Origin of the sequence: Gluconacetobacter asukensis (genome assembly GCF_014174375.1) — a bacterium.
In the GTDB taxonomy this organism is placed as follows: Bacteria; Pseudomonadota; Alphaproteobacteria; order Acetobacterales; family Acetobacteraceae; genus Gluconacetobacter; species Gluconacetobacter asukensis.
The window spans coordinates 60,051-85,067 of record NZ_JABEQE010000011.1 but is presented as its reverse complement, the minus strand read 5'-3'; the positions used below and the strand labels follow the sequence as shown (position 1 = coordinate 85,067).

21 protein-coding genes are annotated in these 25,017 nt (G+C 66.2%); 6 read left to right on the top strand and 15 right to left on the bottom strand.

Annotation, left to right across the window (positions count from 1 at the left end):
* Nucleotides 1-36 precede the first annotated feature (36 nt).
* The 7 genes from HLH35_RS13235 to HLH35_RS13205 form a co-directional block, all read right to left on the bottom strand.
* Nucleotides 37-993, bottom strand: coding sequence for a hypothetical protein (locus HLH35_RS13235; RefSeq protein ID WP_182979582.1), 957 nt, complete (start codon nucleotides 991-993; stop codon nucleotides 37-39).
* A 321-nt stretch (nucleotides 994-1,314) separates the two neighbouring features.
* Nucleotides 1,315-1,752, bottom strand: coding sequence for a Fur family transcriptional regulator (locus tag HLH35_RS13230; protein WP_182979581.1), 438 nt, complete (start codon nucleotides 1,750-1,752; stop codon nucleotides 1,315-1,317).
* Nucleotides 1,753-2,044: 292 nt separating this feature from the next.
* Entirely contained in the window at nucleotides 2,045-3,508 is a 1,464-nt protein-coding gene (locus HLH35_RS13225) for a sensor domain-containing diguanylate cyclase (RefSeq protein ID WP_182979580.1), read from the bottom strand.
* Between the two features lie 146 nt (nucleotides 3,509-3,654).
* Nucleotides 3,655-5,148 (bottom strand): ATP-binding protein, encoded by a 1,494-nt coding sequence (locus tag HLH35_RS13220; protein WP_182979579.1) that lies wholly within the window; start codon nucleotides 5,146-5,148, stop codon nucleotides 3,655-3,657.
* On the bottom strand, nucleotides 5,145-6,380 hold the full coding sequence (locus HLH35_RS13215) for a TIGR03862 family flavoprotein (RefSeq protein ID WP_182979578.1): 1,236 nt from the start codon (nucleotides 6,378-6,380) through the stop codon (nucleotides 5,145-5,147). The genes HLH35_RS13220 and HLH35_RS13215 overlap by 4 nt, the downstream gene beginning before the upstream one ends.
* Before the next feature lie 56 nt (nucleotides 6,381-6,436).
* A complete protein-coding gene (locus HLH35_RS13210) occupies nucleotides 6,437-7,858 on the bottom strand; it encodes an amidohydrolase family protein (RefSeq protein WP_182979577.1) in 1,422 nt (473 codons plus the stop codon).
* Between the two features lie 271 nt (nucleotides 7,859-8,129).
* Nucleotides 8,130-10,556: a TonB-dependent receptor domain-containing protein gene (locus HLH35_RS13205; protein WP_246385072.1), complete on the bottom strand. Its 2,427-nt coding sequence runs from the start codon at nucleotides 10,554-10,556 to the stop codon at nucleotides 8,130-8,132.
* Between the two features lie 143 nt (nucleotides 10,557-10,699).
* Between HLH35_RS13205 and HLH35_RS20315 the strand changes: the two genes are divergently transcribed.
* A complete protein-coding gene (locus HLH35_RS20315; protein WP_182979576.1) occupies nucleotides 10,700-11,167 on the top strand; it encodes an Lrp/AsnC ligand binding domain-containing protein in 468 nt (155 codons plus the stop codon).
* A gap of 105 nt (nucleotides 11,168-11,272) precedes the next feature.
* Here HLH35_RS20315 and cysE read toward each other — a convergent pair whose 3' ends face one another.
* Nucleotides 11,273-12,136: a serine O-acetyltransferase gene (gene cysE / locus HLH35_RS13195; protein ID WP_182979575.1), complete on the bottom strand. Its 864-nt coding sequence runs from the start codon at nucleotides 12,134-12,136 to the stop codon at nucleotides 11,273-11,275.
* Nucleotides 12,137-12,381: 245 nt separating this feature from the next.
* Nucleotides 12,382-13,617: a UbiH/UbiF/VisC/COQ6 family ubiquinone biosynthesis hydroxylase gene (locus HLH35_RS13190; RefSeq protein WP_182979574.1), complete on the bottom strand. Its 1,236-nt coding sequence runs from the start codon at nucleotides 13,615-13,617 to the stop codon at nucleotides 12,382-12,384.
* A gap of 247 nt (nucleotides 13,618-13,864) precedes the next feature.
* Here HLH35_RS13190 and glnK point away from each other — a divergent pair, with 247 nt between their 5' ends.
* The 3 genes from glnK to HLH35_RS13175 all read left to right on the top strand — a co-directional run bounded on the left by glnK (nucleotide 13,865) and on the right by HLH35_RS13175 (nucleotide 16,260).
* A complete protein-coding gene (gene glnK, locus HLH35_RS13185; protein ID WP_012226274.1) occupies nucleotides 13,865-14,203 on the top strand; it encodes a P-II family nitrogen regulator in 339 nt (112 codons plus the stop codon).
* Between the two features lie 23 nt (nucleotides 14,204-14,226).
* Nucleotides 14,227-15,579: an ammonium transporter gene (locus HLH35_RS13180; protein WP_182979628.1), complete on the top strand. Its 1,353-nt coding sequence runs from the start codon at nucleotides 14,227-14,229 to the stop codon at nucleotides 15,577-15,579.
* Between the two features lie 159 nt (nucleotides 15,580-15,738).
* Nucleotides 15,739-16,260 carry a hypothetical protein gene (locus HLH35_RS13175; RefSeq protein WP_182979573.1) on the top strand — a complete coding sequence of 174 codons (522 nt, stop codon included), beginning with the start codon at nucleotides 15,739-15,741 and terminating at the stop codon, nucleotides 16,258-16,260.
* A 37-nt stretch (nucleotides 16,261-16,297) separates the two neighbouring features.
* Here HLH35_RS13175 and HLH35_RS13170 read toward each other — a convergent pair whose 3' ends face one another.
* Genes HLH35_RS13170 through HLH35_RS13160 form a run of 3 tightly spaced genes read right to left on the bottom strand, consistent with a single transcriptional unit; the run spans nucleotide 16,298 to nucleotide 19,240 of the window.
* Nucleotides 16,298-17,299, bottom strand: a complete 1,002-nt coding sequence (locus tag HLH35_RS13170; protein ID WP_182979572.1) for a retroviral-like aspartic protease family protein — start codon at nucleotides 17,297-17,299, stop codon at nucleotides 16,298-16,300.
* The gene (gene pip / locus HLH35_RS13165) at nucleotides 17,271-18,230 is read right to left on the bottom strand and encodes a prolyl aminopeptidase (protein ID WP_182979571.1); all 960 of its coding nucleotides are present in this window, start codon (nucleotides 18,228-18,230) and stop codon (nucleotides 17,271-17,273) included. The genes HLH35_RS13170 and pip overlap by 29 nt, the downstream gene beginning before the upstream one ends.
* A complete protein-coding gene (locus tag HLH35_RS13160) occupies nucleotides 18,227-19,240 on the bottom strand; it encodes a tyrosine recombinase XerC (RefSeq protein ID WP_182979570.1) in 1,014 nt (337 codons plus the stop codon). The genes pip and HLH35_RS13160 overlap by 4 nt, the downstream gene beginning before the upstream one ends.
* Before the next feature lie 69 nt (nucleotides 19,241-19,309).
* Between HLH35_RS13160 and HLH35_RS13155 the strand changes: the two genes are divergently transcribed.
* A complete protein-coding gene (locus HLH35_RS13155; protein WP_182979569.1) occupies nucleotides 19,310-21,562 on the top strand; it encodes a primosomal protein N' in 2,253 nt (750 codons plus the stop codon).
* On the opposite strand, the gene HLH35_RS13150 is transcribed toward HLH35_RS13155, so the two are convergent.
* Together HLH35_RS13150 and HLH35_RS13145 are read right to left on the bottom strand one after the other, a co-directional pair.
* The gene (locus HLH35_RS13150) at nucleotides 21,559-22,572 is read right to left on the bottom strand and encodes a sulfotransferase family protein (RefSeq protein ID WP_182979568.1); all 1,014 of its coding nucleotides are present in this window, start codon (nucleotides 22,570-22,572) and stop codon (nucleotides 21,559-21,561) included. The two genes, HLH35_RS13155 and HLH35_RS13150, sit on opposite strands and share 4 nt — an antisense overlap.
* A gap of 104 nt (nucleotides 22,573-22,676) precedes the next feature.
* On the bottom strand, nucleotides 22,677-22,904 hold the full coding sequence (locus HLH35_RS13145) for a hypothetical protein (RefSeq protein ID WP_182979567.1): 228 nt from the start codon (nucleotides 22,902-22,904) through the stop codon (nucleotides 22,677-22,679).
* A gap of 132 nt (nucleotides 22,905-23,036) precedes the next feature.
* On the opposite strand from HLH35_RS13145, the gene HLH35_RS13140 reads away from it, so the two are divergent.
* Nucleotides 23,037-24,200, top strand: a complete 1,164-nt coding sequence (locus HLH35_RS13140) for an L-dopachrome tautomerase-related protein (RefSeq protein WP_182979566.1) — start codon at nucleotides 23,037-23,039, stop codon at nucleotides 24,198-24,200.
* 17 nt (nucleotides 24,201-24,217) lie between these two features.
* Here HLH35_RS13140 and HLH35_RS13135 read toward each other — a convergent pair whose 3' ends face one another.
* Nucleotides 24,218-25,003: a siderophore-interacting protein gene (locus tag HLH35_RS13135; protein WP_182979565.1), complete on the bottom strand. Its 786-nt coding sequence runs from the start codon at nucleotides 25,001-25,003 to the stop codon at nucleotides 24,218-24,220.
* Nucleotides 25,004-25,017 lie beyond the last annotated feature (14 nt).

Sequence of the window (25,017 nt, the reverse complement as noted above, 5' to 3'; positions counted from 1 at the left end):
TGCCCTCCCCCCTCCCGCCGGTGAGGCTGTCATGGATCATGGGAGGCACTGCTCGATCAGGGCCGCCAGTTTCGGGCGCTGAAGCGAATCGATCGATCGGCCGACATACAGGCGCGCCCGCTGCCTGACGACAGCGACAACGCGCTGGCTCATCTGCCGCGAACCGCCTTCCTCAAGCAGGGCAGCAAGGGAAATCCGCCGCTCGACCGCGTGCCGCACCATCTTGAAGGCAATGGCGTTCACGATGGATTCAAACTCCGCCCGGCCGAAACGGGACTGACACGCCGAAAGCTGGCTCATCGCATCCAGATAGAGCCGGACAAGCAGGTTTCCTCCCGTGCGATGAAAATGCCGCCGGTGCCAGCTCTGCGCCCAGCCATGTTCACGCTCGGCAGCCAGATGCTCGCGCATATTCGCGCAGACATGGCCAGCCGGACAATGACAGGTCCATGCCGCCAGCCACGCGCTGACAAAATCAGGGTAACTGTGGCGACGCCATTCGATCGTCGCCCCCTTTGCCCCGGTCGTGAACCGAAAGGATTTCTGGCCGTCGAGACCATAGAAAATCGACAGCGCGCCAGTGCTGCCCGGGTCCTTGCCCAGAACCAGGATATGCCCCGGATCGCCCGCATGCATATGCTGCTGCATGGTAAAGAGATCCAGCAGCGCTTCATCCTCGATCGAACGGGCCGCATGCGCCTTCACATAGCTCATGAACAGCGGATTCCGCACGCCGGTCAGGCCGAGAGGGCAGAAATCGAACCCCCACCAGCGCGACATCTTCACCAGGTGAAAGGCCAGTTCATTGCGCAGTTCCGTCAGGCGCACGGGCCCCTCACCGCCCTGGCACACAGCCTGGACGGTCTGAAACCGGCTGACGAGCATATTGATCTGCCCAGCAAAGCCCCGGCCGGGGTCGAAATAATCCACCAGCAGCGGCGGCTGCGAGTGCGTGAGGTGCCAGGAGGCGTCGCAACCGATTGTCTCGCTCATCGTCAACAGCTTCCCGTCATGAGGCGAAAAGAGACCAGCGGCATCGGAGGGCAAAAGCGCGCCATCGATGCCGCCTGCAGTTTCCACGGGAACGGGTTGGGAAATCGACGGTCGGGCAACTGCCGGATGTCCCGTGGACGTCCAATCATTATTGCGACCGCATCGCAATTGCAATACGAAGAATGAAGGCCCCCTGACCTCACCGAGGCGGGGGCGTCAGCGCGGACGCCGAAATCCATGCGCGCACGGCGGGATTATCGAGGCACCACCCCGCCTGCGAACCTGTTTGAAAATATCGGCACCGGCCGGGGACCCGATCGTTTATCGATCCTTTTTCTTCAGCCGGCGCCCATAAAGCTCCAGGCGGGTCGTCGCGATCTCGTAGCCCATCCGGGCGCCGATTCCGGCCAGAAGCGCCTTCAGTTCCTCGTCGTCGAACTCCATGACGTTACCGGTGTCGACATCGATCAGATGGAAATGATCACCATGATCGGTCGTCTCGTACCGCGCGCGGCCGCCACCGAAATCCCGCCGGCGCAGGATGCCGTTTTCCTCGAACAGCCGGACCGTGCGGTATACTGTTGCGATGGAGATGCGCGGATCGACCGCCGTAGCCCGGCGATAGAGTTCCTCGACATCGGGATGGTCGTCGGATTCGGACAGGACGTGCGCGATCGTGCGCCGCTGCCCGGTCAGTTTCATGCCCTTCTCGCGGCACATTGCGGCGATCGGGGAGTCCAGCCTGTCGTCTGTTTTCATTGCGCACCCAGCATAGCCCGAACCTGCGAATCGCGTCCAACGGATTGGCGCGGCCCGGATTGCGCATGGGCCATCTGGATGTCGGGATGCCCGGCGCCGTGGTGCTGACGGCGACCGGACAGGGTTTTCTGGAAGCGACATAGGCGGCGCAGAGAAGGGCCGGTTGCGGAGACCAATGGCCTGATCGCCATGGCCCGCTGGCATGACCTGGATATGGAAATGAGCCATGCCCCCTGGCCACATCCCGAGAGCCTCGGCCCGGACCCGCCTCATCCGCACATCGTTTTCATTGTCAGGCGAGGAGCGTGTAACCGTTCCGACCGGCCGCCTTGGTCTTGTAAAGCGCGAGATCGGCCCGCCGTATCAGGTCCTTGAAATTCTGCGCCCCCGGCCCGGACAGGGCCGCCCCGATACTGGCCGTCACCGCCCCACCCACCACCGGCATGTCGTAGGGCAAAGCCAGTTCGTGACAGATCCGGCTGCACAGCGCTTCCAGTTCCGGCGCCGAGCGGACGCCGGATGTGAACGCCACGAACTCATCCCCGCCATACCGGGCGACCAGCCCGTCCACGTCCCGGAGCATCCGGATGAGGCGCTGCGTGAAAACCCGCAGCACTTCATCACCCATGCTGTGGCCGAACGTATCGTTGATCTGCTTGAAATGGTCCAGATCGACGATCAGCAAGGCCCCCGTCGCGGAAAGCCTCATCCGGGCCTCGACCGCGGGCTCGAAGGTCCGCCGGTTCAGGGCCGACGTCAGGTCATCATGCGACGATGCATGCCGCAGCCGCTCCTGCACGAAGAGCATGCGCCTCAGATAACGCCGGTTTTCATCGACCGATACATTCGCGGGCAGGACGGTGAGGACAAGCGACACCAGATAGGCCTGCACCGCAAACTGGTGCATGTGGACATCGTCCCCTGAAAAGAGCGCAATAGGCCCCCATTCCCGCCGCGTGAACGCCGCCGCGCAGACCGCCACGGCGAAGACGGTGACCGACGTCCATACCGGCCTCGCCCGGAATGCAACCAGGGTGAGGAGCGGATAGCTGAACAGCAGCAGCGGCGAACGCCCCCATATGAAGCTGGCGATCGTGACAGCCAGGCACAGGAGGGCAAGGAACATCGACAGGCTGCGCCGGGGATCGTCATCTCCACGCGCATTCCGGACCAGGTACATGACGCCCGGCGTTGCGATGATCAGGCCAAGCGCGTCGCACGCCGTCCATTGCATCCAGTCCCTGAGCAGGGGGTCGGGGTCCCCCATGATGAAACGATCACCCAGGACGCCCAGCCCGCCCTCGATCGCGGACGAGGCGACGGCGATGATCGAAAACGCGACGAAACGCGGCAGACGCGCCAGATCCGTCCGGGCGCCGCAGAAGCGCCGCGTCAGCGGGGCGGCAATGGCCACCTGCACGACATTCAGCAGACAGGCCTGAATAGCCTCGCCATTTGTCCACCCCGCATCATAATTGATGCACAGATTGATCGCGCCACAGGCACCGATCACAGCCAGGGCCCGTGCCTCGGGCAGGATCAGCAGGGCGACGAGCATCACCGCGTTGGCGGGCCAGAAGACCGAAAACCCGTCATTATCCTCGATAAGAAAACGGGTGATCGCAACGAGACCGGTGAACAGGGCAAGAAGAATCAGGACCAGGCCGGCCCCGTGCGACTGTTCCGCTTCGCGGAAAGGACGCCATTTTGTTAATGATCTGCCGATCGTCATCCACGGACGCGCAGGTCCCACCATTCAGCACCGCTCCTGGCATAGCCCATCTCGGTCGTCGAGCGGTTAAGACATCAATGGCTATCTTTCTCCGAATATAGAGCCGGCATGCGGGAAATTCCACACGTTATTGTTATAACAGGAACCCGGCTGCGCTGTGCAGGGCTCTGCTATGCTGCCTCGTTAGGGTCGGCGGGCGCGGTTTCCCATCCCGGCCCGATCACGGCGGCACTCCGCCGCCCCATGCCATCCACGCGCAGGACAATGACGTTCTGCTCTTCCAGATAGGTCAGCTGGCGGCGGGCGCGACCCAGCGAATGAGTGCCGTAAACGCGCGCGACTGCTGCGTCCGATGGGCAGGGTTCGCCTTCCATCGCGGCGCGGGCGATCAGCAGGAAAATGCTGCGCACATCCTCCGGCAGCGGGGCGGCCATACGTTCCGCCTGCATCCAGCGGTCGGATTCGGCGGTCTCGGCATCCACACCGGCCCGCGCGGTCGCCAGCAGCCGGCGGAAACGCGGCATGTCCAATGCCTCGCGCCCCATGCCCTCGATCCGGCAGCGGACGAGGAAATCCTGGTACAGCACGGGCGGCGGGCGGAAGCCGGCATCCTCGTCACGCAGGATTTCGGTCAGGATCGCCAGGAAACGCCGGCGCTGCTCGGCCTTGTCGGCCGGCGTTTCCACCACCGGTGCCTCCGCCTCTGCCTCCACGGCCGCCGAGGCCGCATGGGCGGCAAGCTGTGCCAGAATATCGGGCGGCGGCGGGGCGGCCGGCCGGGCCGGCCTCGGCAGGCTCTCGCGTTCCGGCAGTCTGGCCAGGATCAGGTCGCGAATATCCTCGGGCGGCGCGGCCGGCGCCATGGGCAGCAGCGACGGGCCGGCGGACCGGCTCTCGGTCTCCACCTCGCCGATGCGCACCGGCACCGGCCGGCGATAAAGCGCCGGCCCCAGCGCCACGAAATATCCCCGTTCCAGGTCGCGGAAACTCTCGGCCTGCCGGCGCTCCATACCCAGCAGATCGGCGGCGCGCATCATGTCGATATCGAGGAAGGTGCGCCCCATCAGGAAATTCGACGCCTCGGCGGCCACGTTCTTGGCCAGCTTGGCCAGGCGCTGGGTGGCGATCACGCCCGCCAGCCCGCGCTTGCGCCCGCGGCACATCAGGTTGGTCATGGCGCCCAGCGAGGCACGCCGCGCCTCGTCCGTCACCTCGCCCGCGGCGGCGGGGGCGAAAAGCTGCGCCTCGTCCACCACCACCAGCACCGGATACCAATATTCGCGCCCGACCTCGAACATCCCGCCCAGGAAGGCCGCCGCCCGGCGCATCTGCACCTCGGCATCCGCGCCTTCCAGGTTCAGCACCACCGAGGCCCGATGCACGCGCATCCGTTCGCCGGCCGCCTGCAACTCGGCCTCGGTATGGGTGGCGCCGTCGATCACCAGATGGCCGAACCGTTCCGCCAGGCTGACGAAATCGCCCTCGGGGTCGATGATCGCCTGCTGCACCAGCGTCGCGGACTGCTCCAGCAGGCGCCGCAGCAGGTGGGACTTGCCCGATCCCGAATTGCCTTGCACCAGCAGCCGGGTGGACAGCAATTCTGCCAGGTCCATGACCGCCGGGCCGCCACCCCGCACATCCCCAATCGTGATCGAAACCGTCATGGACAGGACGGATACCGTTCCTTGCCCCCCTCCTGCAACCAGTCCAGCACGCCGCGCGCCGCGGCAACGCCGGTCGCGAAGCAGGCCTGCAACAGATAACCGCCGGTCGGCGCTTCCCAATCCAGCATCTCGCCCGCCACGAACACACCGGGCAACGCCCGCAGCATGAAGCGCGCATCCACCGCATCGGCCCGCACCCCGCCGGCCACGGAGATCGCCCGGTCCAGCGAATCGGGCGCCGTCAGCGTCACGGGCACCGCCTTGATCAGGGCCGCCAGCGACGCCGCGTCACGCGGCGGCGCATCCGGCCCCTCGCGCAGCAAGGCCACCGCGACCGGTGGCAGGCGCAGCGCCTTGCGCAGCGTGTTCGACAGGCTCTCCCGCACCCGCACCCGCGCCAGCCGCTCGGCCAGCGCCGCCTCGGTCATGTCGGGGCGCAGATCCACCAGTAGCCGCGCCTGCCCGTCGGCGGCGATCCGGTCACGCAGCAGGGGCGACAGGGCATAGACCGCCCCGCCTTCCAGCCCCCGCGCCGTCACCACCGCCTCGCCCCGCACGGTCGGGCCGCCCTCGGGCGTCAGCGCGATACCCCGCAGCGGTGTGCCTGCGAAACGATCGCTCAGCGTATCGCTCCAGTTGGTACGGAAGCCGCAATTGGCCGGGCGGAACGGCGCCAGATCCACCCCCTCCTCGGCCAGCCTGCCAACCCATGCGCCATCGGCGCCCAGCCGGGCCCAGCTTGCCCCGCCCAAGGCCAGCACCACCGCATCGGCGGCCAGCACGCGCTCCCCCTGCGGCGAGACCACACGCACCCGTCCCGGCCCGTCCCAGCCGGTCCAGTCATGGCGTGTCAGGATCGTCACCCCCTGTTTCGCCAGCCGCGCCCCCCATGCCCGCAGCAACGGCGAGGCCTTCATCGCCTGTGGGAACACCCGCCCGCTGCTGCCGACGAAACAGGGCTGGCCCAGCGCCGCCGCCCACGCCCGCAGATCGTCGGGGGAAAATGCCCGCACGGCGTCTTCCAGCCACGGGCGCGCAGCACCATAGCGGGTCAGGAACCGGTCCAGCGGTTCGGAATGGGTCAGGTTCAGCCCGCCCCGGCCGGCCATCAGCATCTTGCGGCCGATGGTCGGCATGCGCTCCACCACCGTCACGGCACATCCGCCGGCGGCCAATGCCTCGGCGGCAGCCAGACCGGCCGGTCCGGCGCCTATCACCACGATATGGGCCATGCTGCTCCTGCTCCCTCGCGCGCTCCCCGCCAACCGGCGCGCGGGGGCAGCCGGAATCAGCGGGGTACCAACGGCCCTTCGGTCCGCGCCCCGCGATGCCAGACCTGCTCGATCCTGTCGACCGCATTGATGTCCGCCGCCGGATCGCCCGAGACCACCATCAGGTCGGCCCAGCGGCCCGGCAGCAGAATCCCCCGGTCATCCAGATGCATCAGGGCAGCCGCATTGCCGGTCGCCACTGCCAGCGCCTCCATGGGCGTCAGGCCGGCCGAGACCATCAGCTTGAGTTCGCGATGTTCGGCAAAGCCGGGGATGCGGGTGGCGGACGCCCCGGAATCGGTGCCGAAGCCGATATGGATGCCCGCCCGGTAAAGCGTGACCAGATTGCGCTCGTTCAGGGCCAGCGCCTTCTTCGCCGCCGCCGTCAGGGGGGCTGCCAGGATCTTCGCCCGCCAAGCCGGGTCGGCGAACTGCGCCCGCAGATCGGGATTCAGCCCTGCCGACAGGAACGGATCGTCCAGCCATTCCGGATGTTCGGCGAAGATGTAGTTCGCCTCATCCAGGTCCAGGGTGGCGATGTACCAGGCGCCCTTCTGTTCCATCAGCATGATGAAATCGGTATCGACCGGCTGGTCCCGCACCCCGTGGGCAATGATATCGGCGCCGGCGCTGACCAGCGCCTTGGCATCGGCCAGATCGTGGATATGTGCTGCGACGCGCAGCCCATGGGCATGGGCCCGTTCGATCACCGCGCGATAGATCGCCGGGTCGATCTTGGGATAGCCCTTGGCCCCCGGCACGCCATTGCGGAAATCATCCACCCAGATCTTCACCAGATCCGTGCCCTCGCCGGCCATGCGATCGACGGCGGCCTGCGCCTCGGCCACGCTGGTGGGGCGATAGACCTGGTCCGGTCCCAGATGGAACATCCCCTGCGGCGGCACGCCGTCTGGGGCGCCGATCCCCTGATCGACCCCGAACAGGTCGGCCCCCGGATTGCGCCCCGCATGCTGTTCCTGCCGCAACTGGTCGAACAGCGGCGATTTGTTGAGGCCCAGCGACACCACGGTCAGCACGCCATAGCGCTCATACTGCTTCAACTGCGCCAGGATATTGTCGCGCGTGTAATTGGCGCTGTCGTCCTTGGTGCCTTTCACCAGCCCGGTATGGCTGTGATCGGAAATCAGGCCCGGCAGGATGGTCCGCCCGGTCAAGTCGACCAGTTTCGCCCCCGGCGCCGCCACGGTGCCCGCGGCCCCCACCGACACGATCCGCCCGTCTCGGATCAGCAGCGCGCCGTCGGCCAGCGGTGCCCGGCCGGTGCCGTCGATGATCGTCGCATGTTCCAGCAGCACCGGCTGCGCCGCCAGCGCCCCCGATGCGGTGCCTGCCAGCCAGGTCCCCAGCGACAGGGCTGCCCAGAATGGAGCCGTCCGGAACCGGGTGCACTTCCCGTCAATCCGTGATGCAGTCTTCATGTCGGCCGCCCTTTCCTGCCCCTATTCCACTGTCCCGCACAGTGTTCAGTGCGATGGCCGGGATGTCCAGATCGACCGTCCATCATTACACTTGGCCAGGGCGACGGGCACCACCTCATTTTTCCATGCGCCGCAAGATCAACGCGCGAGATATCGTCAACGAGGACTTTGCCCTTGAGCCGCCAAAGGGCAATCGCCCTTTGGAAACCCATTCGTGATCAGATCATTGGGTGCGCGCTGGGGGCGATCCAGCGCGCGGTTCCCGCACTCATCAGAATCGTGCGCGCAACGTTCCGAAGAACTGGCGCGGCGCACCAGCGAACATGGACTGCCGGTCGCCCGAAATCGGATTGGCGCCGATCGAGCTGATATATTCCTGATTGAACAGGTTGTAGATGCCAAGGGAGAAATTCAGATCCGCCACATGCGGGACATGCTTGAAATCATACGACGCCGTCAGGTTCGCGTTCCAGTACGGGTCGACCGACGTATCGTTCATGTAGGACAGATACCGTCGTCCCATGTAATACACGTTGAAGTTCAGCGTCGCGTTCCCGTAGGTATAGGCGACGTTCGACTTGTACATGACGGACGGGTAATTGACTTCCAGCTTGCCCTTCAGATCGTAATAGACCCCTGCATTATAGATTCCCTGACCGTAGGTCGAATGATTGTAGCTGATGCTGTTGAAGATTTCCAAGTGCGGCAGGGGCCGGACGGTGACTCCGGCATCGATACCCCACATCGCCATGGACCCGACATTCAGGAAGGTCTGGTTGGCGTTGACCAGTGTACCGCTGGTAATCGGCGCCAGGCGGTTCGAATAATCCGAATGATACAGGTTCAGCACGCCATCGACATATTTCGAGTTGTAGCGATAGCCGATCAGGTAATTCCAGGTGCTCTCGGGCTTCAGCGTCTTGCGCAACTGCGAGAAAATGGTCTGGTTGTCGACACCCCAGGCGACCGGTGAATTCCACCCGCCATAGGAATAGGCGCGCATGTCGCGCGACACATCGAAGAACAGCTCATGATGCCGCAGGAACGTCCAGTTCAGGCTGACATGCGGCAGGAAGGCACCCGCCGTCGTCAGGCTGCCGCTGGGCAACGCGCTCTGCCCGGTATAGGTCTCGTTGTTCTCGAACGCGCCGCCCGCCGTCGTGACCAGCAGCGACTTGAACCCGGCATGCAGGCGCAGGCTGGGCATGATGTGCCAGGCATCCTGAAGATAATACTGGAAGGTGTTGGTGTTCATCTGCACGCCATAGCGCGTTGCGAACGAATCCTCGTAGGGGCCGGTGCCCTTGCGCGGCGTGCCCTCGCCCAGAAGAGGCTGGCTGTACAGCCGCTGCGAATATGTGAAATCGTTGTTTTCGTACCAGACGCCGGATTCCAGGTCGTGATGGCCCAGCCGGTATTGCAGCGCCAGCGTGCCGCCCACGCGGCGGAACCACTGGTGGTCGGCCTGCTGGATCATCGGCGCGCCGTTGGGCGACGACACGTACGGATTGGTGAATTCATAGTCCCCGCCGGATACCTGCGCGTACAGCACGCTCTTCAGCCGCAGCCGCGATGTCAGGTCGTAATTCCCGTTCAGCCCGGTCAGATAATTCCGCTGATCCTGCGCGGCGTCGTAATACGCAATGTCCGTGGGGCTGGACACCTGGTCCCATCCGGCGGGAAAGATGCCCTGCGCGGCCAGATAGGCGCCCTTGTAGTCCGGATAGAAATAATCCGTCCTCGATCCCAGCTTCTGTTTGATCTCCAGGCTGATATTTCCATAATTATACTGGTTGAATTCCGAATAATCGAAAAATCCCGTCAACTGCCCACGCTCGCCCAGGGGCTGAACGAACTTGAAATTCGCCTGCTGTTCGTACTGGTCACCATGGCCCTTCCATTTCTGCGCGTCAGTGCGCGCATAGGACGCCATGAATTTCGTGCCGGTTTGGTTCAGCACGCCACTGTGGAACCGCCCGAACGTGCGATAGGTATTGTTGCTGCCGAAGGTTTGCGAGACATCGGCGCCCAACGTGTCGCGCGGGTCCTGCGTGTAATATTGCAGCGCGCCGCCCAGGTTCGCGGTCGACGCGACGTCCAGCGCGCCACCGCCCTGGGACATGTCGATACGCGCGATGTTGTCGGGCGTGACGGCCTCGTTGATATCCAGACCGTTCGTGTTGATGAATCCCTGGTCGCCCAGGGGAATCCCGTCCAGCGTGACGCCCAGCTGGCTCTGATTATAGCCGCGAATGTAGAGCGAATTGGCATAGGTATCGAGGCCAAGCGCGTCCGCCGTAGCGAAACTGACACCCGGCGTCGTCGCCCCCAGGACCTGAAGCGGACTGGTTCCCGCCACGAAGCGGTTGAGCATCTTGCGCGTGATGGTTTGCTCCATGCCGTGGGACGTCTCGTGCGACCCTACGACTGACAACGCCTCGGCCGAGCGGGGTTCCGCGGCTTGCGCGCGGTGCGCCGCCGGCTTTACGGCCGCATGCCGCGCCGGGGCGCCCGTGCCGTGGGCCGGTGCCGGCGGGGCGGCCTGCGCATGAGCATCCGGGAGCGCCACAGGTGCCAGCGCCATTGCCCCCAGGGCCGTTGCCAGCATCAGCCGGCGACGGCGGTCGACGGGGCGCGCACCCCCTCCCGCCCGCACGGGAATCGTCGCCTTCAAACCGAAGTCATCAGTTTTTTGCATATCAGACCCTCAAAATAGGAGGGCAAAACATATCTAGTCCGTTATGATCGGTGCATTCGTTTTTTCATCAAAATGAAGACGGATGGCGTTATTGCGGAGACAAAAATGAACGATTTTTCCATTTTTTCCTGGATCACTGAAAAGTGAAACAGTTTGACATAGACGAAATCGACAAGCGAATCCTGCGGGTTCTCAGCATCGACGGGCGGATTTCGATCACCGACCTGGCGCGCCATGCCGCGACCAGCACCGCAACCTGTTTCCGGCGCGTACAGCGCCTGACCGAGGACGGCATCATCACCGGCTTCAGGGCCGACGTCGCCCCGACCGCGGTCGGACGAAGCGCGGTCATCGTCATGGGCGTCTGCCTGGACCGACTGAACAAGCTGGCCTTCGCGGAATTCGAAGCCGCGATCCGCGATCACCCGCTGGTCGTCTCGTGCTACCTCGTGTCCGGTGAATTCGATTACCTGGTCACGATCCGGGCGTCGTCGATCGACGAATTCAACGCGATCTATGGCGACTGGCTGGTTTCGCTTCCGGGGATTCGCATGACCAGGACGTTCTTCTCCATGAAGGAGGTCGTCCAGCGGACCTACCTGCATTTCTGATCCGCGTTTCCGGACCGGCGCGCTCGGACAGCCGGCCCTCGCCGCCAGGGCCTGACCAGAAAACGCGCGCCGGGTCGCCGCCGGCGCGCATGTCCGGTCAAGCCTTCAGATCATGTAGTCGATGGGGGGAAGCATCTGATCCATGGTGAAGGCCGGCAGCGCGCTGTGGCGCGTGCCGACCGGGCGCGCCGGATTGCCGACCACGGTGGTGAAGGGCGGCACCGATTCCAGCACGATCGACCCGGCGCCGACCTTGGCGCCCTCGCCCAGTTCGATATTGCCCAGGATCTTGGCCCCGGCGCCGATCAGCACCCCACGCCGCACCTTCGGGTGGCGATCCCCCACATTCTTGCCGGTGCCGCCCAGCGTCACGCCCTGCAACAGCGACACATCATCTTCCAGCACCGAGGTCTCGCCGATCACGATCCCCGTTCCATGATCGAACAGGATGCGCCGCCCCAGCCGCGCCGCCGGATGAATATCCACGGCGAACAGTTCCGACGTGCGGCTTTGCAGATGCAGCGCCAGATAGCGCCGGCCGTTGTTCCACAGCCAGTGGGCCACGCGGTAGCTCTGCACCGCGTGATAGCCCTTGAAGAACAGGAACGGCGTCGCGTAGTTCGCCGTCGCCGGATCGCGCTCGCGGATCGCCACCAGGTCGGCGGCGGCGGCGGCGACGATTTCCGGATCGGCGGCGAAGGCCTCGGTCACCAGTTCCGACAGCGCGTCATCGGCCACCGACCGGTCGCCCAGCTTGCGCCCGATCAGCGCGGCCAGCCCATTGGCGAAGGTGGCATGATTGCGGATGCCGGTCGCCAGCAACCCACGCACCAGCGGATCGTCACAGCCCTCGCACCCCGCCGCGATATCGGTCCACAACCGTTCCTGGTCGATGGGCAGCAAGGTCGGATCGACCACGGCGCGCGCGCCCCGGGCCGAGGCCAGCGAAGTCGGAGAGATATCAGGCATGAAACCGGTCCTGTCAGCAGAAGGAACCATATGGGAACGCACCGCCTCCTTAACCAGAGGCGGCGGAAACGAGTGCATCATCCCAAGCGTGGGCGGACATGTGGGCTGGTGAGCGAGAGCGGCCCGGCAGGGCCGCGCCCGGCGTGCGTTTCCGAGCACCGGAGCGGAGCGGCCTTATTGGCCGTGAGCACCGGAGCACAGGAAACGTGCGTCGGATCGCCACCAGCGCGCATGTCCGCCCACGCTCAGAGGCCCATGGCGTGGCGTACGAAGGCCCGCCTCAGCGCGGGCATCCGGTGCACCCCGGCCAGGCCGAGGTCGCGGGCCCGGCGCAGAACGGGATTGTCGTTGCCGAACAGCCGCTCCAGCATATCGGTCGCGGCCAGCATCAGCATGTTGGCGGGCCGGCAGCGCGCCTGATAGCGGCGCAGCAGGGACGGCGCGCCCACATCCTCGCCCCGTGCATGGGCGGCGATCAGCACGTCGGACAGCGCCGCCACGTCGCGGAAGCCCAGATTCAGCCCCTGCCCGGCGATGGGATGGATGCCGTGGGCCGCATCCCCCACCAGCACCATCCGCGTATCGAAATAACGCTGGGCATATTGCGCGGACAGCGGATAGACCCAGCGCCGCCCGACCGGCGTCACGCGGCCGAGCCAGTCGCCCATGCGGCGCTGGATCTCATGGGCGAAGGCATCGTGCGGCAACCCCACCATGCGCTGGGCCAGTGCGTCGCTTTCGGACCAGACGATGGCCGAAAGATTCGGATGGTCGGGCGTCGCGGCCATCGGCAACTGCGCGAACGGCCCGGCGGGCAGGAAATGTTCCAGCGCGCGGTTGTTGTGCGGGTGTTCGTGCGCCACAGCGCAGACGATGCCGCTCTGATGGTAAGGCAGGCGGGTGATGCCGATCCGTGCCTGGTCGCGCAGCGCGGACCGCCGCCCCTCGGCCGCCACGACCAGCCGCGCGCCGAAGGTCCGGCCCGAGTGGGTCCGCACCCGCGCGCCTTCTTCCGTGCGGGTCACCGTCACTTCGTCGGGCGCCAGCACCGTGATCAGGTCGTGGGCATAGAGCGCCCGATTCAGCGCCACACGCAGCGCCCGCGCCTCGATCATCCAGCCGAAGGGCTGCTCGGCATCCTCCCGCCCGAATTCCAGGAACAGGGGCGACGGCGCCTCGCCCGGCCGGCCGTCGGAAACGCGGATCTCCTCGATCGGGCAGGCCTGCAGGGGCAGCAGATCCCACACCCCGGCCTCCTCCAGCAGCCGGCGCGGACCGGCGGCGATGGCATAGGCGCGGCCGTCGAACGCCGGGTCTTCCATCGGCGGCAGGGAAGCGCGGTCGACAATGGCCACGCGCAGACCCGCCACCGCCAGCCGGCAGGCCAGCGTGGCGCCGACCGGCCCGGCCCCCACGATGCAGACATCCACATCGTCATGCCCGGCGCCGGTCTGGGGGGGAGACGTCATGCCTGCGGTCATGCCTGTGGTCCTGTGATAGCCGTGCCGGCCCGACGGCCCGCCGACAAGAGTGATCCGTTCGGATGCGCCCGCCCACAATTCAGGCAGATAGTACCGCGCACCGATGGCGCAAGGCACACCAGACACTGCGCTCCGTCAACCATGTGCGTGATTGGCACGGTTTTTGTATTGCCCTTATCGCGATTTGGATCATCATTCCGCATCAGGAAAAACGGACTACCACAATGAAACAAGGAGACGTGGCGCGATGAAGCTTGTCACAGCCATCATCAAGCCCTTCAAGCTCGACGACGTTCGGGAATCCCTGACTCCGCTGGGTATCCAGGGGCTGACCGTCTCGGAAGTGAAGGGATTCGGCCGCCAGAAAGGGCAGACCGAAATCTATCGCGGTGCGGAATACCATGTCAGCTTCCTGCCGAAGGTGAAGATCGAGGTCGCGGTATCCGACGACATCGTCGACCAGGTCGTGGACGTGATCCTGCAGTCCGCCCACACCGGCAAGATCGGCGACGGCAAGATCTTCGTCTCCAGCCTCGACAGTGTCATCCGCATCCGCACGCGGGAAACGGGAGAAGACGCGCTGTGAGCATTTCGGGCGCTTATCGCGCAATGCCCCGCCTGCCCGCCGCGGCTCTGGCGGCTGTCTCCCTGGTCGGCCTGTCCACCCCCGCCCTCGCCGCCGACGCCCCGCCCGCGATCGACACGGGCGATACGTCATGGATGCTGGTCAGCACCGCGCTGGTGCTGATGATGACGATCCCGGGCCTGGCCCTGTTCTACGCCGGCATGGTCCGCCGCAAGAACGTGCTGGCGACGCTGATGCAGTCCTTCGCGATCTGCTGCATCGTCACCGTCGTCTGGATGGTGGCCGGCTACAGCCTGGCCTTCGGCACCGGCACCCCCTATATCGGCGACCTGTCGCGCGTCCTGCTGAACGGCATCGGCGCGCATATCGCCAAGGGCGCCGATATCGGCTTCACGATGGGCGCGGGCACCCCCAACTCGGTCACGATGACGATCCCCGAGAGCATCTGGATGATGTTCCAGATGACGTTCGCCATCATCACCCCGGCGCTGATCGCCGGCGCGTTCGCCGAACGCATGAAGTTCAGCGCCCTGTGCGTCTTCACCGTCCTGTGGTCGCTGCTGGTCTATTCGCCGATCGCCCACTGGGTGTGGAGCCCGCTAGGCTGGGTCGCCGGCCTGGGCGCCATCGATTTCGCGGGCGGCACCGTCGTGCATATCAACGCCGGTGTCGCCGGCCTGGTGACAGCGCTGGTGCTGGGCAAGCGCGTCGGCTACGGGCAGGACGATCTGTCGCCCTTCAACCTGACCTATGCCGTCATCGGCGCGTCGCTGCTGTGGGTGGGCTGGTTCGGCTTCAATGCCGGCTCCGCCGTCGGCGCCAACGGGCGCGCAGGCATGGCCATGGCCACGACCCAGATCGCCGCCGCCGCTGCCGGCGTGGGCTGGATGCTGGCCGAATGGGCCCGCACCGGCAAGCCGACCGTGCTGGGCATCATTTCCGGCGCGGTGGGCGGCCTGGTCGCCATTACGCCGGCGGCGGGCTTCGTCCTGCCGGGCAGCGCGCTGATCATCGGGCTGGTGGCCGGTGTGATCTGCTTCTGGTCCGCCACGTCGCTCAAGCACATGCTGGGCTATGACGACAGTCTGGACGCGTTCGGTGTGCATGGTATCGGCGGCATCATCGGCGCATTGCTGACCGGCGTGTTCGCCTATGGCCCGCTCTCGGCCACCGACGCCAACCCCGGCGGCATCAGCGGCTCGTTCGCGCAGTTCGTTTCCCAGGCCGAGGCCGTGGGCGTCACCATCGTCTGGTGCGCGATCGTCTCGTTCGTGCTGCTGAAGATCATCGATGCCGTCATCGGCCTGCGCGTCAGCCGCGACGACGAGCAGGAAGGGCTGGACATGACCCAGCATGGCGAGCGGATCAATATCTGATCCGTCCGCTCCGCCTTCTCAGGCCGAACCGCGGACGCGGTTCGGCCTTTTTCTTTCCGTATTCAAGTCATGATGTTATGGGATTCTGTCCAGACTGAACGGCCCTGCCGCATGAAGCAGCACCGGGCCATTCCGAAAACGGAAAGGATCGCCTTAGCCATGGCTCTCGCACTTCGCGGCCGAATCGCCGCCGCCCTGCTTCTCGCCTCGCCGGCCATCCCGTTCGCCGCTCCGGCTGCCCACGCCGACAGCCCGGCGCAGGCCTGCTACAAGAAATTCAATGCCGAGCGGAAAGCCGGCACAATCAAGGGCCAGACCTACAAGGACTTCAAGGCGGCACAGTGCGCGACGGACACGACACCGGCCGCCGCCGCTGCCGCACCCGCCGCCACCACGCCCGCCGAGCAGGCGACCCCGTCGGTGACCGCGGCACCGCCGCAGGCGCCGGTCACGCCGTCCAAGAACCCTGCCAGCATCGCCGCCACCGCCGCCGCCGGCAGTGCGGTACTGCCCACCGCGCTTTCGCCCAAATATGCCAGCGAAAGCCCCGGCAAGGCCCGCATGCACACCTGCCTGGACCAGTACAACACCAACAAGGCGACCAACGCCAATGGCGGCCTGAAATGGATCCAGAAGGGCGGCGGCTATTACAGCGTCTGCAATGCCCATCTGAAGGGCTGAACCGGGCCGGGCATGGCGGCACATCCCGCCATGCCCGCTATTTTTTCGCCGACCGCGTGAACATCCGGCCGGTGGCATAGGATATCCAGACATCGTGCCGGGCGAACCAGTCCGCCCCCAGCAGCATGTCCACCTGCTCGCGCAGCGGCGCGACCGTCAGCACGGGTGCGGGCTCCGTTTCACCCCCCACGCGCAGGCTGGCGAAACGATGCCAGTGATACGGCACCGGCCGGCCGTCGACACCGCTGGTCTCGCCCCCCGGATCGAGTGCCAGGCGCTCTTCCGGCACACCCGCCCGTTCCGCCGCTTCGGTCGAGAGGATGCGCGACCGCGCGCCGCTATCGACCAGCGCGGTCAGGGCCTGCCCGTCCAGTTCCACCGCGACCGCCACCCTGTGGCCCTCCCGCCGCAGCGTCACGGTATCATAGGCTCCGCGCCAGGCCGGTGCCGCGCGACACGCGCCGTCATCCCCCTGCATGCGCCAGAGGGACAACCAGCCGCCCGCGACATCGAATTCCACGTCGAAATGCGACAGCACGTCGCCCCCCAGCAGCCCCGCGACCGGCGGCGCGATCATCGGCTGCCCCGGCAACTCGCCCACGGGCGTCGAGAGCGGGCCGAGATCCAGCCCCTGCCCGCCTTCAGGGCCCAGGCGCAGATTGTCAATCAGGACGTTCGGGACCATGCTGCCGGCCCCGCCTGTGCCATACAGCACGGTGCGCCGCCCGGAATCGAGCGCCAGCCCCAGCGCTTCGGCCACGCGGCCACTGACCAGCCCGCCTTCGGCGCCGGTATCGACCACCAGACTATAGGCGCCCTGCCCGGTCCGGCCGGCAATCGACACCGGCACGGACAGGTAGCCGCCATCATCGCGCAACGGCACCCGCGCGACCCGCGTGACGGCACAGGCAACCGGCGCCCGATCCTGCGCCACCCCGGCTGCCGGCGGCAGGCACAGCAGCAGTGCCGCGAACCCAGCCCGCCGGGCCGCCGCGAGTCGGGGCGCGCCGTCAGCCGGCAGCAAAACGGTCGGTGGCATCCAGCAACGCGGTCTGGATGCCCGGTTCCGACACGGCATGGCCGGCATCGTCCACCAGATGGAAATCGGCCTCGGGCCAGGCACGGTGCAGGTCCCACGCCGTGCGCATGGGGGTGGCGACATCGTAACGCCCCTGCACGATCACCGCCGGAATATGCCGTATCCGCTCCACGTCGCGGATCAACTGCCCTTCGTCCAGCCAGCCTCCATGGACGAAATAATGGTTCTCGATCCGCGAGAAGGCCAGCGCATACTCCTCGTCGGCATGCTGGGCGGAGAGCGTCGGCGCCGGGCGCAGGGTCAGCGTCTCGCCCTCCCACAGGCTCCAGGCCACGGCGGCCTCGACGCGCACCGCCCGGTCGGGGTCGGTCAGGCGGCGGCGATAGGCCGCCATCATGTCGCCACGCTCCGCGACCGGGATCGGCGCCTGGAACCGTTCCCATTTATCGGGGAACAGCCAGGATGCGCCCTCCTGATAATACCAGAGCAGTTCGGACCGCCGCAGCGTGAAGATCCCGCGCAGGATCAGCCCCGTCACCCGGTCGGGATGGGTCTCGGCATAGGCCAGGGCCAGCGTCGAGCCCCAGGAGCCACCGAAGACCAGCCAGCGCTCCGCGCCGGTCAGCACCCGCAGGCGCTCGATATCCTCCACCAGATGCCAGGTCGTGTTGTTGTCCAGCCCGGCATGGGGGGTCGAGCGGCCGCAGCCCCGCTGGTCGAACAGCAGGATGCGATAGCGCGCCGGATCGAACAGGCGCCGGTGCGACGGCGTGCATCCGCCACCGGGGCCGCCATGCAGGAACACCACGGGAATTCCATCCGGATTGCCGCATAATTCCCAATAGACACGGTGGCCGTCGCCGGTGTCCAGAAAGCCGCTGCGAAAGGGCTCGATCGGCGGATAGGGCGCGCGGCCGGCGGCGATGATCATGGCTCGTTCTTTCCCGTTGTTGTTATTGTATCCTCACCCCGCGACGCGCCGGGCCTTGTGGCGCGCGGATGGGCACCGGCCCAGACCTGCATCAGCCGCGCCTCGTCCGCCTGGGTATAGCGCTGGGTCGTCGACAGGCTGGCATGGCCCAGCAGGTCCTGGATCACGCGCAGATCCGCGCCCCCTTCCATCAGGTGGGTGGCAAAGGAATGGCGCAGCGCATGGGGGGTCGCATGATCGGGCAGACCCGCCATGTCGCGCCAGACCCGCATGGCGCGCTGCGCCACCGCCGGCTGCAGCCGGCCGCCCCGCACACCGGGAAACAGCGGCGCGCCGGCCAGCGGTGCGGGGTGCCGTGCCCGCCATTCCGTCAGGGCGCGCGCCACCGCCGGCACCATCGGCACCAGCCGCTCCCGCCCACCCTTGCCGCGGATCAGCAGCGTGCCCCCCGCCGACAGCGCCTGGTCCAGATCCCGGATATCGAGGCCCAGCGCCTCGGAAATACGCAGGCCGCAGCCATAGAGCAGCAGGAACAGCGCCCGGTCGCGCTGCTCGGCCATCGGGCTGGCGGCGACGGCACCCAGCCCGTCCGGCACCTCCAGCGCCTGTTCCGTCGTCAGCGGGCGCGGCAGCGATGCGCGGAAACGGGGGGCGGCCAGCAGGCCGGGCGCCGGATTGGTCACGCCATGATGCCGCGCCAGATACCGATAGAACGAGCGCATGGCCGACACTCGCCGGGCCCGGGTCCGCGCCGCCCGATCCGCACTACCCGCACGACGGCCGGCCTTCGCCTGCTGGGCGCCGGCATGTTCCGACGCCAGCCAGGCGCGCAGGTCGGTCAGGGACAGCCGGTCCAGCATCGCCAGATCCACCTCGCCGCCCAGATGGGCGCCGACAAAAGCCAGAAACCGGTCCAGATCGCCCCGATAGGCGGTGATCGTCAGCAGCGCGGCACGCTTTTCATCGCGCATCCAGTCGAGGAACGCATCGCGCAACGCGGCGCCGGTCATGGCCGCAGCCGCACGGCGCGCGCCGATCGCGGGACAAGACAGCAGGCGGCCAGGACGATAAAAAACCTCATGGTAAACGCGAGTCTAGACAAACGCCCCCCCGCGCGAAAGCCGGAAAGCGCCGGCCGGCCGCGCGTCGCGGTGCTGCTGCCGCTGCCCTTTCCCTGCCCGTTCGACTATGCCGTGCCACCCGCGCTGGCCGACCTGCAACCGGGCGACATCGTCAGCGTGCCGCTGGGCCGCCGGACCGAGACCGGCGTGGTTTGGGACCCGACCCCGGCCCTGCCGCCCGAATTCACCCCCCCGCCGATGAAACCCGTCGCCGACGGACGGCTGAAGCCGGTGATCGCCCGCCTGGACCAGCCGCCCCTGCCCGGCGCGCTGCGCCGTTTCGTCGACTGGGTCGCGGCCTATACGCTCTCACCGCCCGGCATGGTGCTGGCGATGGCGCTGCGGACCGCCACCACCACCCCCATTACCCCTTCAACGGGCTGGGCCGTCGCCGAACCGCCGCCCGACCTGCGCGAAACCCCCGCCCGCCGACGGGTGTTGGACATCTCCAGCAGCGACGGCCCTCTCCCCGGCGCCGAACTGGCGCGACGCGCGGGTGTGGGCGCCAGCGTCGTGCGCGGACTGGCCGATGCCGGCGCGCTGCGTGCCGTGGTGCTGAAACCCGCGCCCCCATTCGCCGCGCCCGACCCTGCTCATTGCCCGCCAACCCTGGGTGACGGCCAGATGGAGGCGGCGCAAAGCCTGCGCGACCTCGCCGGCACGGGCGGCTTCTCCGTCACGCTGCTGGAAGGCGTCACCGGATCGGGCAAGACCGAGATCTATCTGGAAGCCATCGCCGCCTGCCTGGAACGCGGCCGGCAGGTGCTGGTGCTGCTGCCGGAAATCGCCCTGTCGGCGCAATGGACCGGCCGCTTCGCCCGGCGCTTCGGGGCCGAGCCCGCGCTCTGGCATTCCGACCTGAGCCCGCGCCTGCGCCGCGTCACCTGGCACGCGGTGGCCGAGGGCAGCGCCCGCGTGGTGGTGGGCGCACGCTCGGCCCTGTTCCTGCCCTTCGCGGAACTGGGCCTGATCATCGTCGACGAGGAGCATGAAAGCGCCTTCAAGCAGGAAGACGGCGTGACCTACCATGCGCGCGACATGGCGGTGGTGCGGGCGCGCATGGACCACGCCCCGATCATCCTGGTCTCCGCCACGCCCAGCCTGGAAACGCTGGCCAATGTCGGCGCCGGCCGCTACCGCCATCTGGCGCTGACCGCACGGCATGGCGGGGCGGCCATGCCCGAGGTGCGCACCGTGGATATGCGCGCCCACCCGCCCGAACGCGGGCTGTTCCTGTCGCCCGTGCTGACCGAAGCCATGCAGGCGACGATGGCCCGCGGCGAACAGGCCATGCTGTTCCTCAACCGCCGCGGCTATGCGCCGCTGACGCTGTGCCGCACCTGCGGCCATCGCCTGCAATGCCCCAACTGCACCGCCTGGCTGGTGGAACATCGCGCGCGCCGGGTGATCACCTGCCATCATTGCGGCTATCAGGAGCCCACGCCGCCCACCTGCCCCTCCTGCCATGCCGAAGCCAGCCTGACCCCGATCGGCCCCGGCGTGGAACGCATCACCGAGGAAGCCCGCGCCACCTTCCCCGACGCCCGGCTTCTGGTCATGGCCAGCGACACGCTGCCCGGCCCGGCGGCGACCGCCGACGCGGTGGCGCAGATCGCCCGACGCGAGGTCGATCTGGTGATCGGCACCCAGATCGTCGCCAAGGGCTGGCATTTTCCGCACCTCACCCTGGTCGGCGTCGTCGACGCCGATCTGGGGCTGGGCGGCGGCGACCTGCGCGCGGCGGAACGTACGGTGCAGCTGCTGCACCAGGTCGCCGGCCGCGCAGGCCGCGCCGAGGCGCCGGGCACGGTCCTGCTGCAAAGCTACTGCACCGAACATCCGGTGATGCAGGCCCTTGTCTCGGGCGATTTTGCCAGTTTCATGCGGCAGGAGGCCGAGCAGCGCCACCCCGGCTTCTGGCCCCCGTTCGGGCGCCTGGCAGCGCTGATCGTCAGTGCCGACACGCCGGAAGCCGCCGATGCCACCGCCCGCGCCCTGGGGGCCAGCGCCCCGCGCGGCGAGGGCATGCAGGTCCTGGGCCCGGCGCCGGCCCCCCTGGCCATCCTGCGCGGCCGCCACCGCCGGCGGCTGCTGCTGCGCGCGCGACGCGAGATCGCGCTGCAACCGATCGTGCGGCAATGGCTGGAGCGGGTAGCACCGGAACGCGGCGCGCGGATCGATGTCGATATCGATCCCGTCTCGTTCCTTTAGGAGACTGACGGAAAATGCGCACGGATGAAAAACTCCGTCCTTCTCCCCAGTCCCCTTATTTTTCCAACGGCTCTGGAAACGATCTGACCCTTCCTTTCGAAGGATTCAATTTTCTCATGCGCGCTTGAAATCCGAATTTCCTGCCTGTCGATCAGTTTCAGGAGAGGCTGCATGCGGTCGAGCCTGCCTTTCCATTCGTGGAACAGACCCGACATCATGCCATCCTCCAGGCGGATTTTCCCGGCCTGCAGGTCGAGAAGAAAGGCATAGACTTCCTTGACCAAAGGCATCGCCGCCTCGTCCGCATAGACATGCTCGGCATCGAAATGCGTATGACGCAGGCTTTTTTCGAGAAAATCGCGGCAATATCTTTCGACTTCTTCCCTGATGAGAAGAAGACCGAGCCAATCCGAAACACGTTCCAGTTCTTCTTCCGGGAAGGATATGAGCCTGTCGTAATCGACCGGAAGGGCGCGGCCCGAACCAACGGCACACAGGGCCGTCATGGTATATTCAAGCCACAACATATATGATTTTTCCCTTGAAAAATGATCCCTTTTTCCAAGAGACTCGACAACGCTCAAAGGATTGCGACTGGCGAGAATATATTCGACATCAAAAGATGATTTTTCAAAAACCCGCTTCCAGAACGGAAGTAGTTTCGTGGTCCGAGGGTCCTTGAAACCGAATACAGGCGCATTCGCGGTTTTTTCATTCAACAGTTGAATTGATTTTGAAATATACCCGTGAGCACAAAGAAATTCGACATCCTGATCGGTTATGGATCGCAGCGCATGCCAACTGCACCCGAGCACCGCAAGCATCTCGGAATTCAAGGCAACAATATCGATATCTTCCCAGAACCCTTTACCATTATCTCCGGCAGGCGGCATCAGATGGTCGCCCAGCGAGACTCCCAGCGCCTGCAAGCCGCATGTTATGGCGCTGGTTCCGCTGCGATGCATGCCGAGGACAACGATCAATTTCTTTCTGTTTTCTGTACGATTCATAATTTCGGGCACTGCCTGTCAGACAAGAAAGAAAAAAGAATTTATCCTTGAAGGAAAATATTCCTGATCTACCTTGCCTTCCACGTCAGGACGCAAAGGATCATTCATTCAAAATGCGTAATACAATCACGAAGAAAATATAAATTATATTTTTCGTCAAAACGTAATTTTATGTAGCAAAGACGATTGCGAACCACCGCACCGGCCCGCATATCGGGATACAGCCTCCCAGCGCATGAAAATAATATTAAGAACAATGCCGCCATGGCGCGCCTGCCCCACTCCCGCTTGATGGCCGCGGCCCGGATCGGGCTGCCGGCATGGCCGATCATGCGATGACCACTGTTGCAACCACCTCCGGTCTGGTGAAGCATGGCCTGCCGACCGGATCGGCATTTTCCGCATGAGGTCAGGAGGCACGCCGGCACCAGCCGCCCTGAACCCGCACACGGGAGAGATTTCCATTGAATCGTCGCGACCTTTTCGCCGCCGCCGCTGGCGCCACCCTTCTGCCCGTCCTGGCCGCCCCCGCACGCGCCGGCACGGTATCGGGCGATACGGCCCCCACCGGGTCGCTGGAAGTCGTTGCCGAATTCTATGGTCCCGGGCCGTCCGGGATCGCCGTCACGCCCGATAACCGCATTTTCATCGGCTTTCCGCGCCATGCCGAAAACCACAGCAAGGCGACCCTGGCCGAATTGAAAGGCGACGTGCTGGTCCCTTATCCCGACGCAGCACTCAGCCTGCCCTCATCCGCCGCACCGGACCGCAGGCTGATCTCGATCCACGGCATGACGACGGACAGTCAGGGACGGCTCTGGGCCATCGATGACGGCAAGATCGTCGGCCGCCCCATCGCACCGGGTGCGGCGAAAGTGGTCGGCATCGACCCCGCGACCGACCGGCTGATCGCCAGCGTGGTGCTGAAGCCCCCCGCCATGCGGCCCGATAGCCACATGAACGATCTGCGCGTCGACCTGACCCATGGCGCACGCGGCACCGCCTATGTGGCGGATTCCTCGTTCGGCACTTCGCCGGCGCTGGTCGTGGTCGATATCGCCACCGGCCGCCAGCGGCGCGTCCTCGCCGATCATCCGTCGGTACAGGCCGAGAAAGGGTTCCTGACTGTCCTGGAAGGGCGCCCGCTGCGCTACGACCCCGAACACCCGACCTTCCCGATCGGCGGCGTGGACAGCATCACGCTCAGCCCGGACAGTGCGCTGCTCTATTATTCGCCGCTGACCAGCCGCCGCCTCTACAGCATTCCCACGGCGCTGCTGTCGAATTTCGACGCGACCGAGGAACAGCTCGCGGCCGGCGTCACCGACCATGGCGAGAAGGTCATGACCGACGGGCTGGCCACCGACGCCCAGGGCCGGATCTATCTGACGGCGAGTGAGCATGATGCGATCATGCGCTGGATACCGGACGGCACGATCGAGGTCGTGGTCCGGGACCCGCGCATCGTCTGGCCGGACGGTATTTTCGCCACCCGTACCCATGTCTATTGCACGCTGGGCCAGTGGAACCGCCTGGCGGGCTTCAATGGCGGCAGGGACCTGCGCCAGCCGCCCTATCTGCTGGTGCGCACCCCGATCACGCCCCCCATCCGGGAAGACCAGACCTGAAGAGCCGGAGCCCGCGGTCAGGCGCCCTCCCCCACATCCTTCACCGAGGCATCGGCCGTTCCCTTGACCCAGTAGCCCGATGCCTTGACCCATGACGGGGCGATCTCGCGATCTTCCAGCAGGTACCGGCGCACGGCCTTCGCCACGCGGGCCTCGGCCCCCACCCAGACGAAGGTGCGATCCGGAATGTCGATCCCGGCAAGCACGTCCAGAATGCGCCGCGCCTGGTCCGCATCCGCCATGGGGCGATGGACCCAGTGCGCGTCATGCCGGGCGGGCGTCATGAAGACCTGCTCGTCCTCGGCACCCGGCACTGCAACCACCGTCGTTACCCACGCCTGAGCTGACAGCTCCTCGACCCGACGGCCGATGGCAGGCAGTGCCGTCTCGTCCCCGATCAGAAGCCAGCGATCCACTGGGCCGGCAATGACCTGCGACCCGCGCGGCCCGCCGATCTCCAGCCGGTCCCCAATTCTGGCGGCCCGTGCCCAGGCGGCGGCGGGACCGCCATCATGGTTCACGAAATCCAGGATCAGGGTCCCGGCCTGCGGGTCGTAGCGGCGCGGCGTGTAATCCCGCCGCGTCCATTCGCCATCAAGGTCGGGAATGAAAATCTTGATGTGATCGTCGGGCGACATGCTGACAAACCCGTCCAGATCGGTGCCGGTCAGCGTCACCCGGATCATATGCGGGGTCAGGCGCTCCACGGCCGCGACCTCCAGGGTGCGCCGCTTCAGTTCGTGGCGTACCCGCTCGATCGCTGGCCCGTCCCCGCGGCCGCGAAGAGATCCGAACATAGTCATCTCTGTCTTCCCTC

Excerpts from the sequence above, each read along its gene's own strand:
- HLH35_RS13180 (WP_182979628.1), top strand. The coding sequence starts at position 14,227 with ATGCCCCGCCTGCCCGCCGCGGCTCTGGCGGCTGTCTCCCTGGTCGGC.
- HLH35_RS13150 (WP_182979568.1), bottom strand. The coding sequence starts at position 22,572 with ATGAATCGTACAGAAAACAGAAAGAAATTGATCGTTGTCCTCGGCATG.
- glnK (WP_012226274.1), top strand. The coding sequence starts at position 13,865 with ATGAAGCTTGTCACAGCCATCATCAAGCCCTTCAAGCTCGACGACGTT.
- HLH35_RS13225 (WP_182979580.1), bottom strand. The coding sequence starts at position 3,508 with ATGGTGGGACCTGCGCGTCCGTGGATGACGATCGGCAGATCATTAACA.
- HLH35_RS13215 (WP_182979578.1), bottom strand. The coding sequence starts at position 6,380 with ATGGCCCATATCGTGGTGATAGGCGCCGGACCGGCCGGTCTGGCTGCC.
- HLH35_RS13205 (WP_246385072.1), bottom strand. The coding sequence starts at position 10,556 with ATGCAAAAAACTGATGACTTCGGTTTGAAGGCGACGATTCCCGTGCGG.
- HLH35_RS13160 (WP_182979570.1), bottom strand. The coding sequence starts at position 19,240 with ATGACCGGCGCCGCGTTGCGCGATGCGTTCCTCGACTGGATGCGCGAT.
- HLH35_RS13145 (WP_182979567.1), bottom strand. The coding sequence starts at position 22,904 with ATGATCGGCCATGCCGGCAGCCCGATCCGGGCCGCGGCCATCAAGCGG.
- pip (WP_182979571.1), bottom strand. The coding sequence starts at position 18,230 with ATGATCATCGCCGCCGGCCGCGCGCCCTATCCGCCGATCGAGCCCTTT.
- HLH35_RS13230 (WP_182979581.1), bottom strand. The coding sequence starts at position 1,752 with ATGAAAACAGACGACAGGCTGGACTCCCCGATCGCCGCAATGTGCCGC.
- HLH35_RS13220 (WP_182979579.1), bottom strand. The coding sequence starts at position 5,148 with ATGACGGTTTCGATCACGATTGGGGATGTGCGGGGTGGCGGCCCGGCG.
- HLH35_RS13135 (WP_182979565.1), bottom strand. The coding sequence starts at position 25,003 with ATGACTATGTTCGGATCTCTTCGCGGCCGCGGGGACGGGCCAGCGATC.
- HLH35_RS13170 (WP_182979572.1), bottom strand. The coding sequence starts at position 17,299 with ATGCCACCGACCGTTTTGCTGCCGGCTGACGGCGCGCCCCGACTCGCG.
- HLH35_RS13175 (WP_182979573.1), top strand. The coding sequence starts at position 15,739 with ATGGCTCTCGCACTTCGCGGCCGAATCGCCGCCGCCCTGCTTCTCGCC.
- cysE (WP_182979575.1), bottom strand. The coding sequence starts at position 12,136 with ATGCCTGATATCTCTCCGACTTCGCTGGCCTCGGCCCGGGGCGCGCGC.
- HLH35_RS13210 (WP_182979577.1), bottom strand. The coding sequence starts at position 7,858 with ATGAAGACTGCATCACGGATTGACGGGAAGTGCACCCGGTTCCGGACG.
- HLH35_RS13190 (WP_182979574.1), bottom strand. The coding sequence starts at position 13,617 with ATGACCGCAGGCATGACGTCTCCCCCCCAGACCGGCGCCGGGCATGAC.
- HLH35_RS13235 (WP_182979582.1), bottom strand. The coding sequence starts at position 993 with ATGAGCGAGACAATCGGTTGCGACGCCTCCTGGCACCTCACGCACTCG.
- HLH35_RS13155 (WP_182979569.1), top strand. The coding sequence starts at position 19,310 with ATGGTAAACGCGAGTCTAGACAAACGCCCCCCCGCGCGAAAGCCGGAA.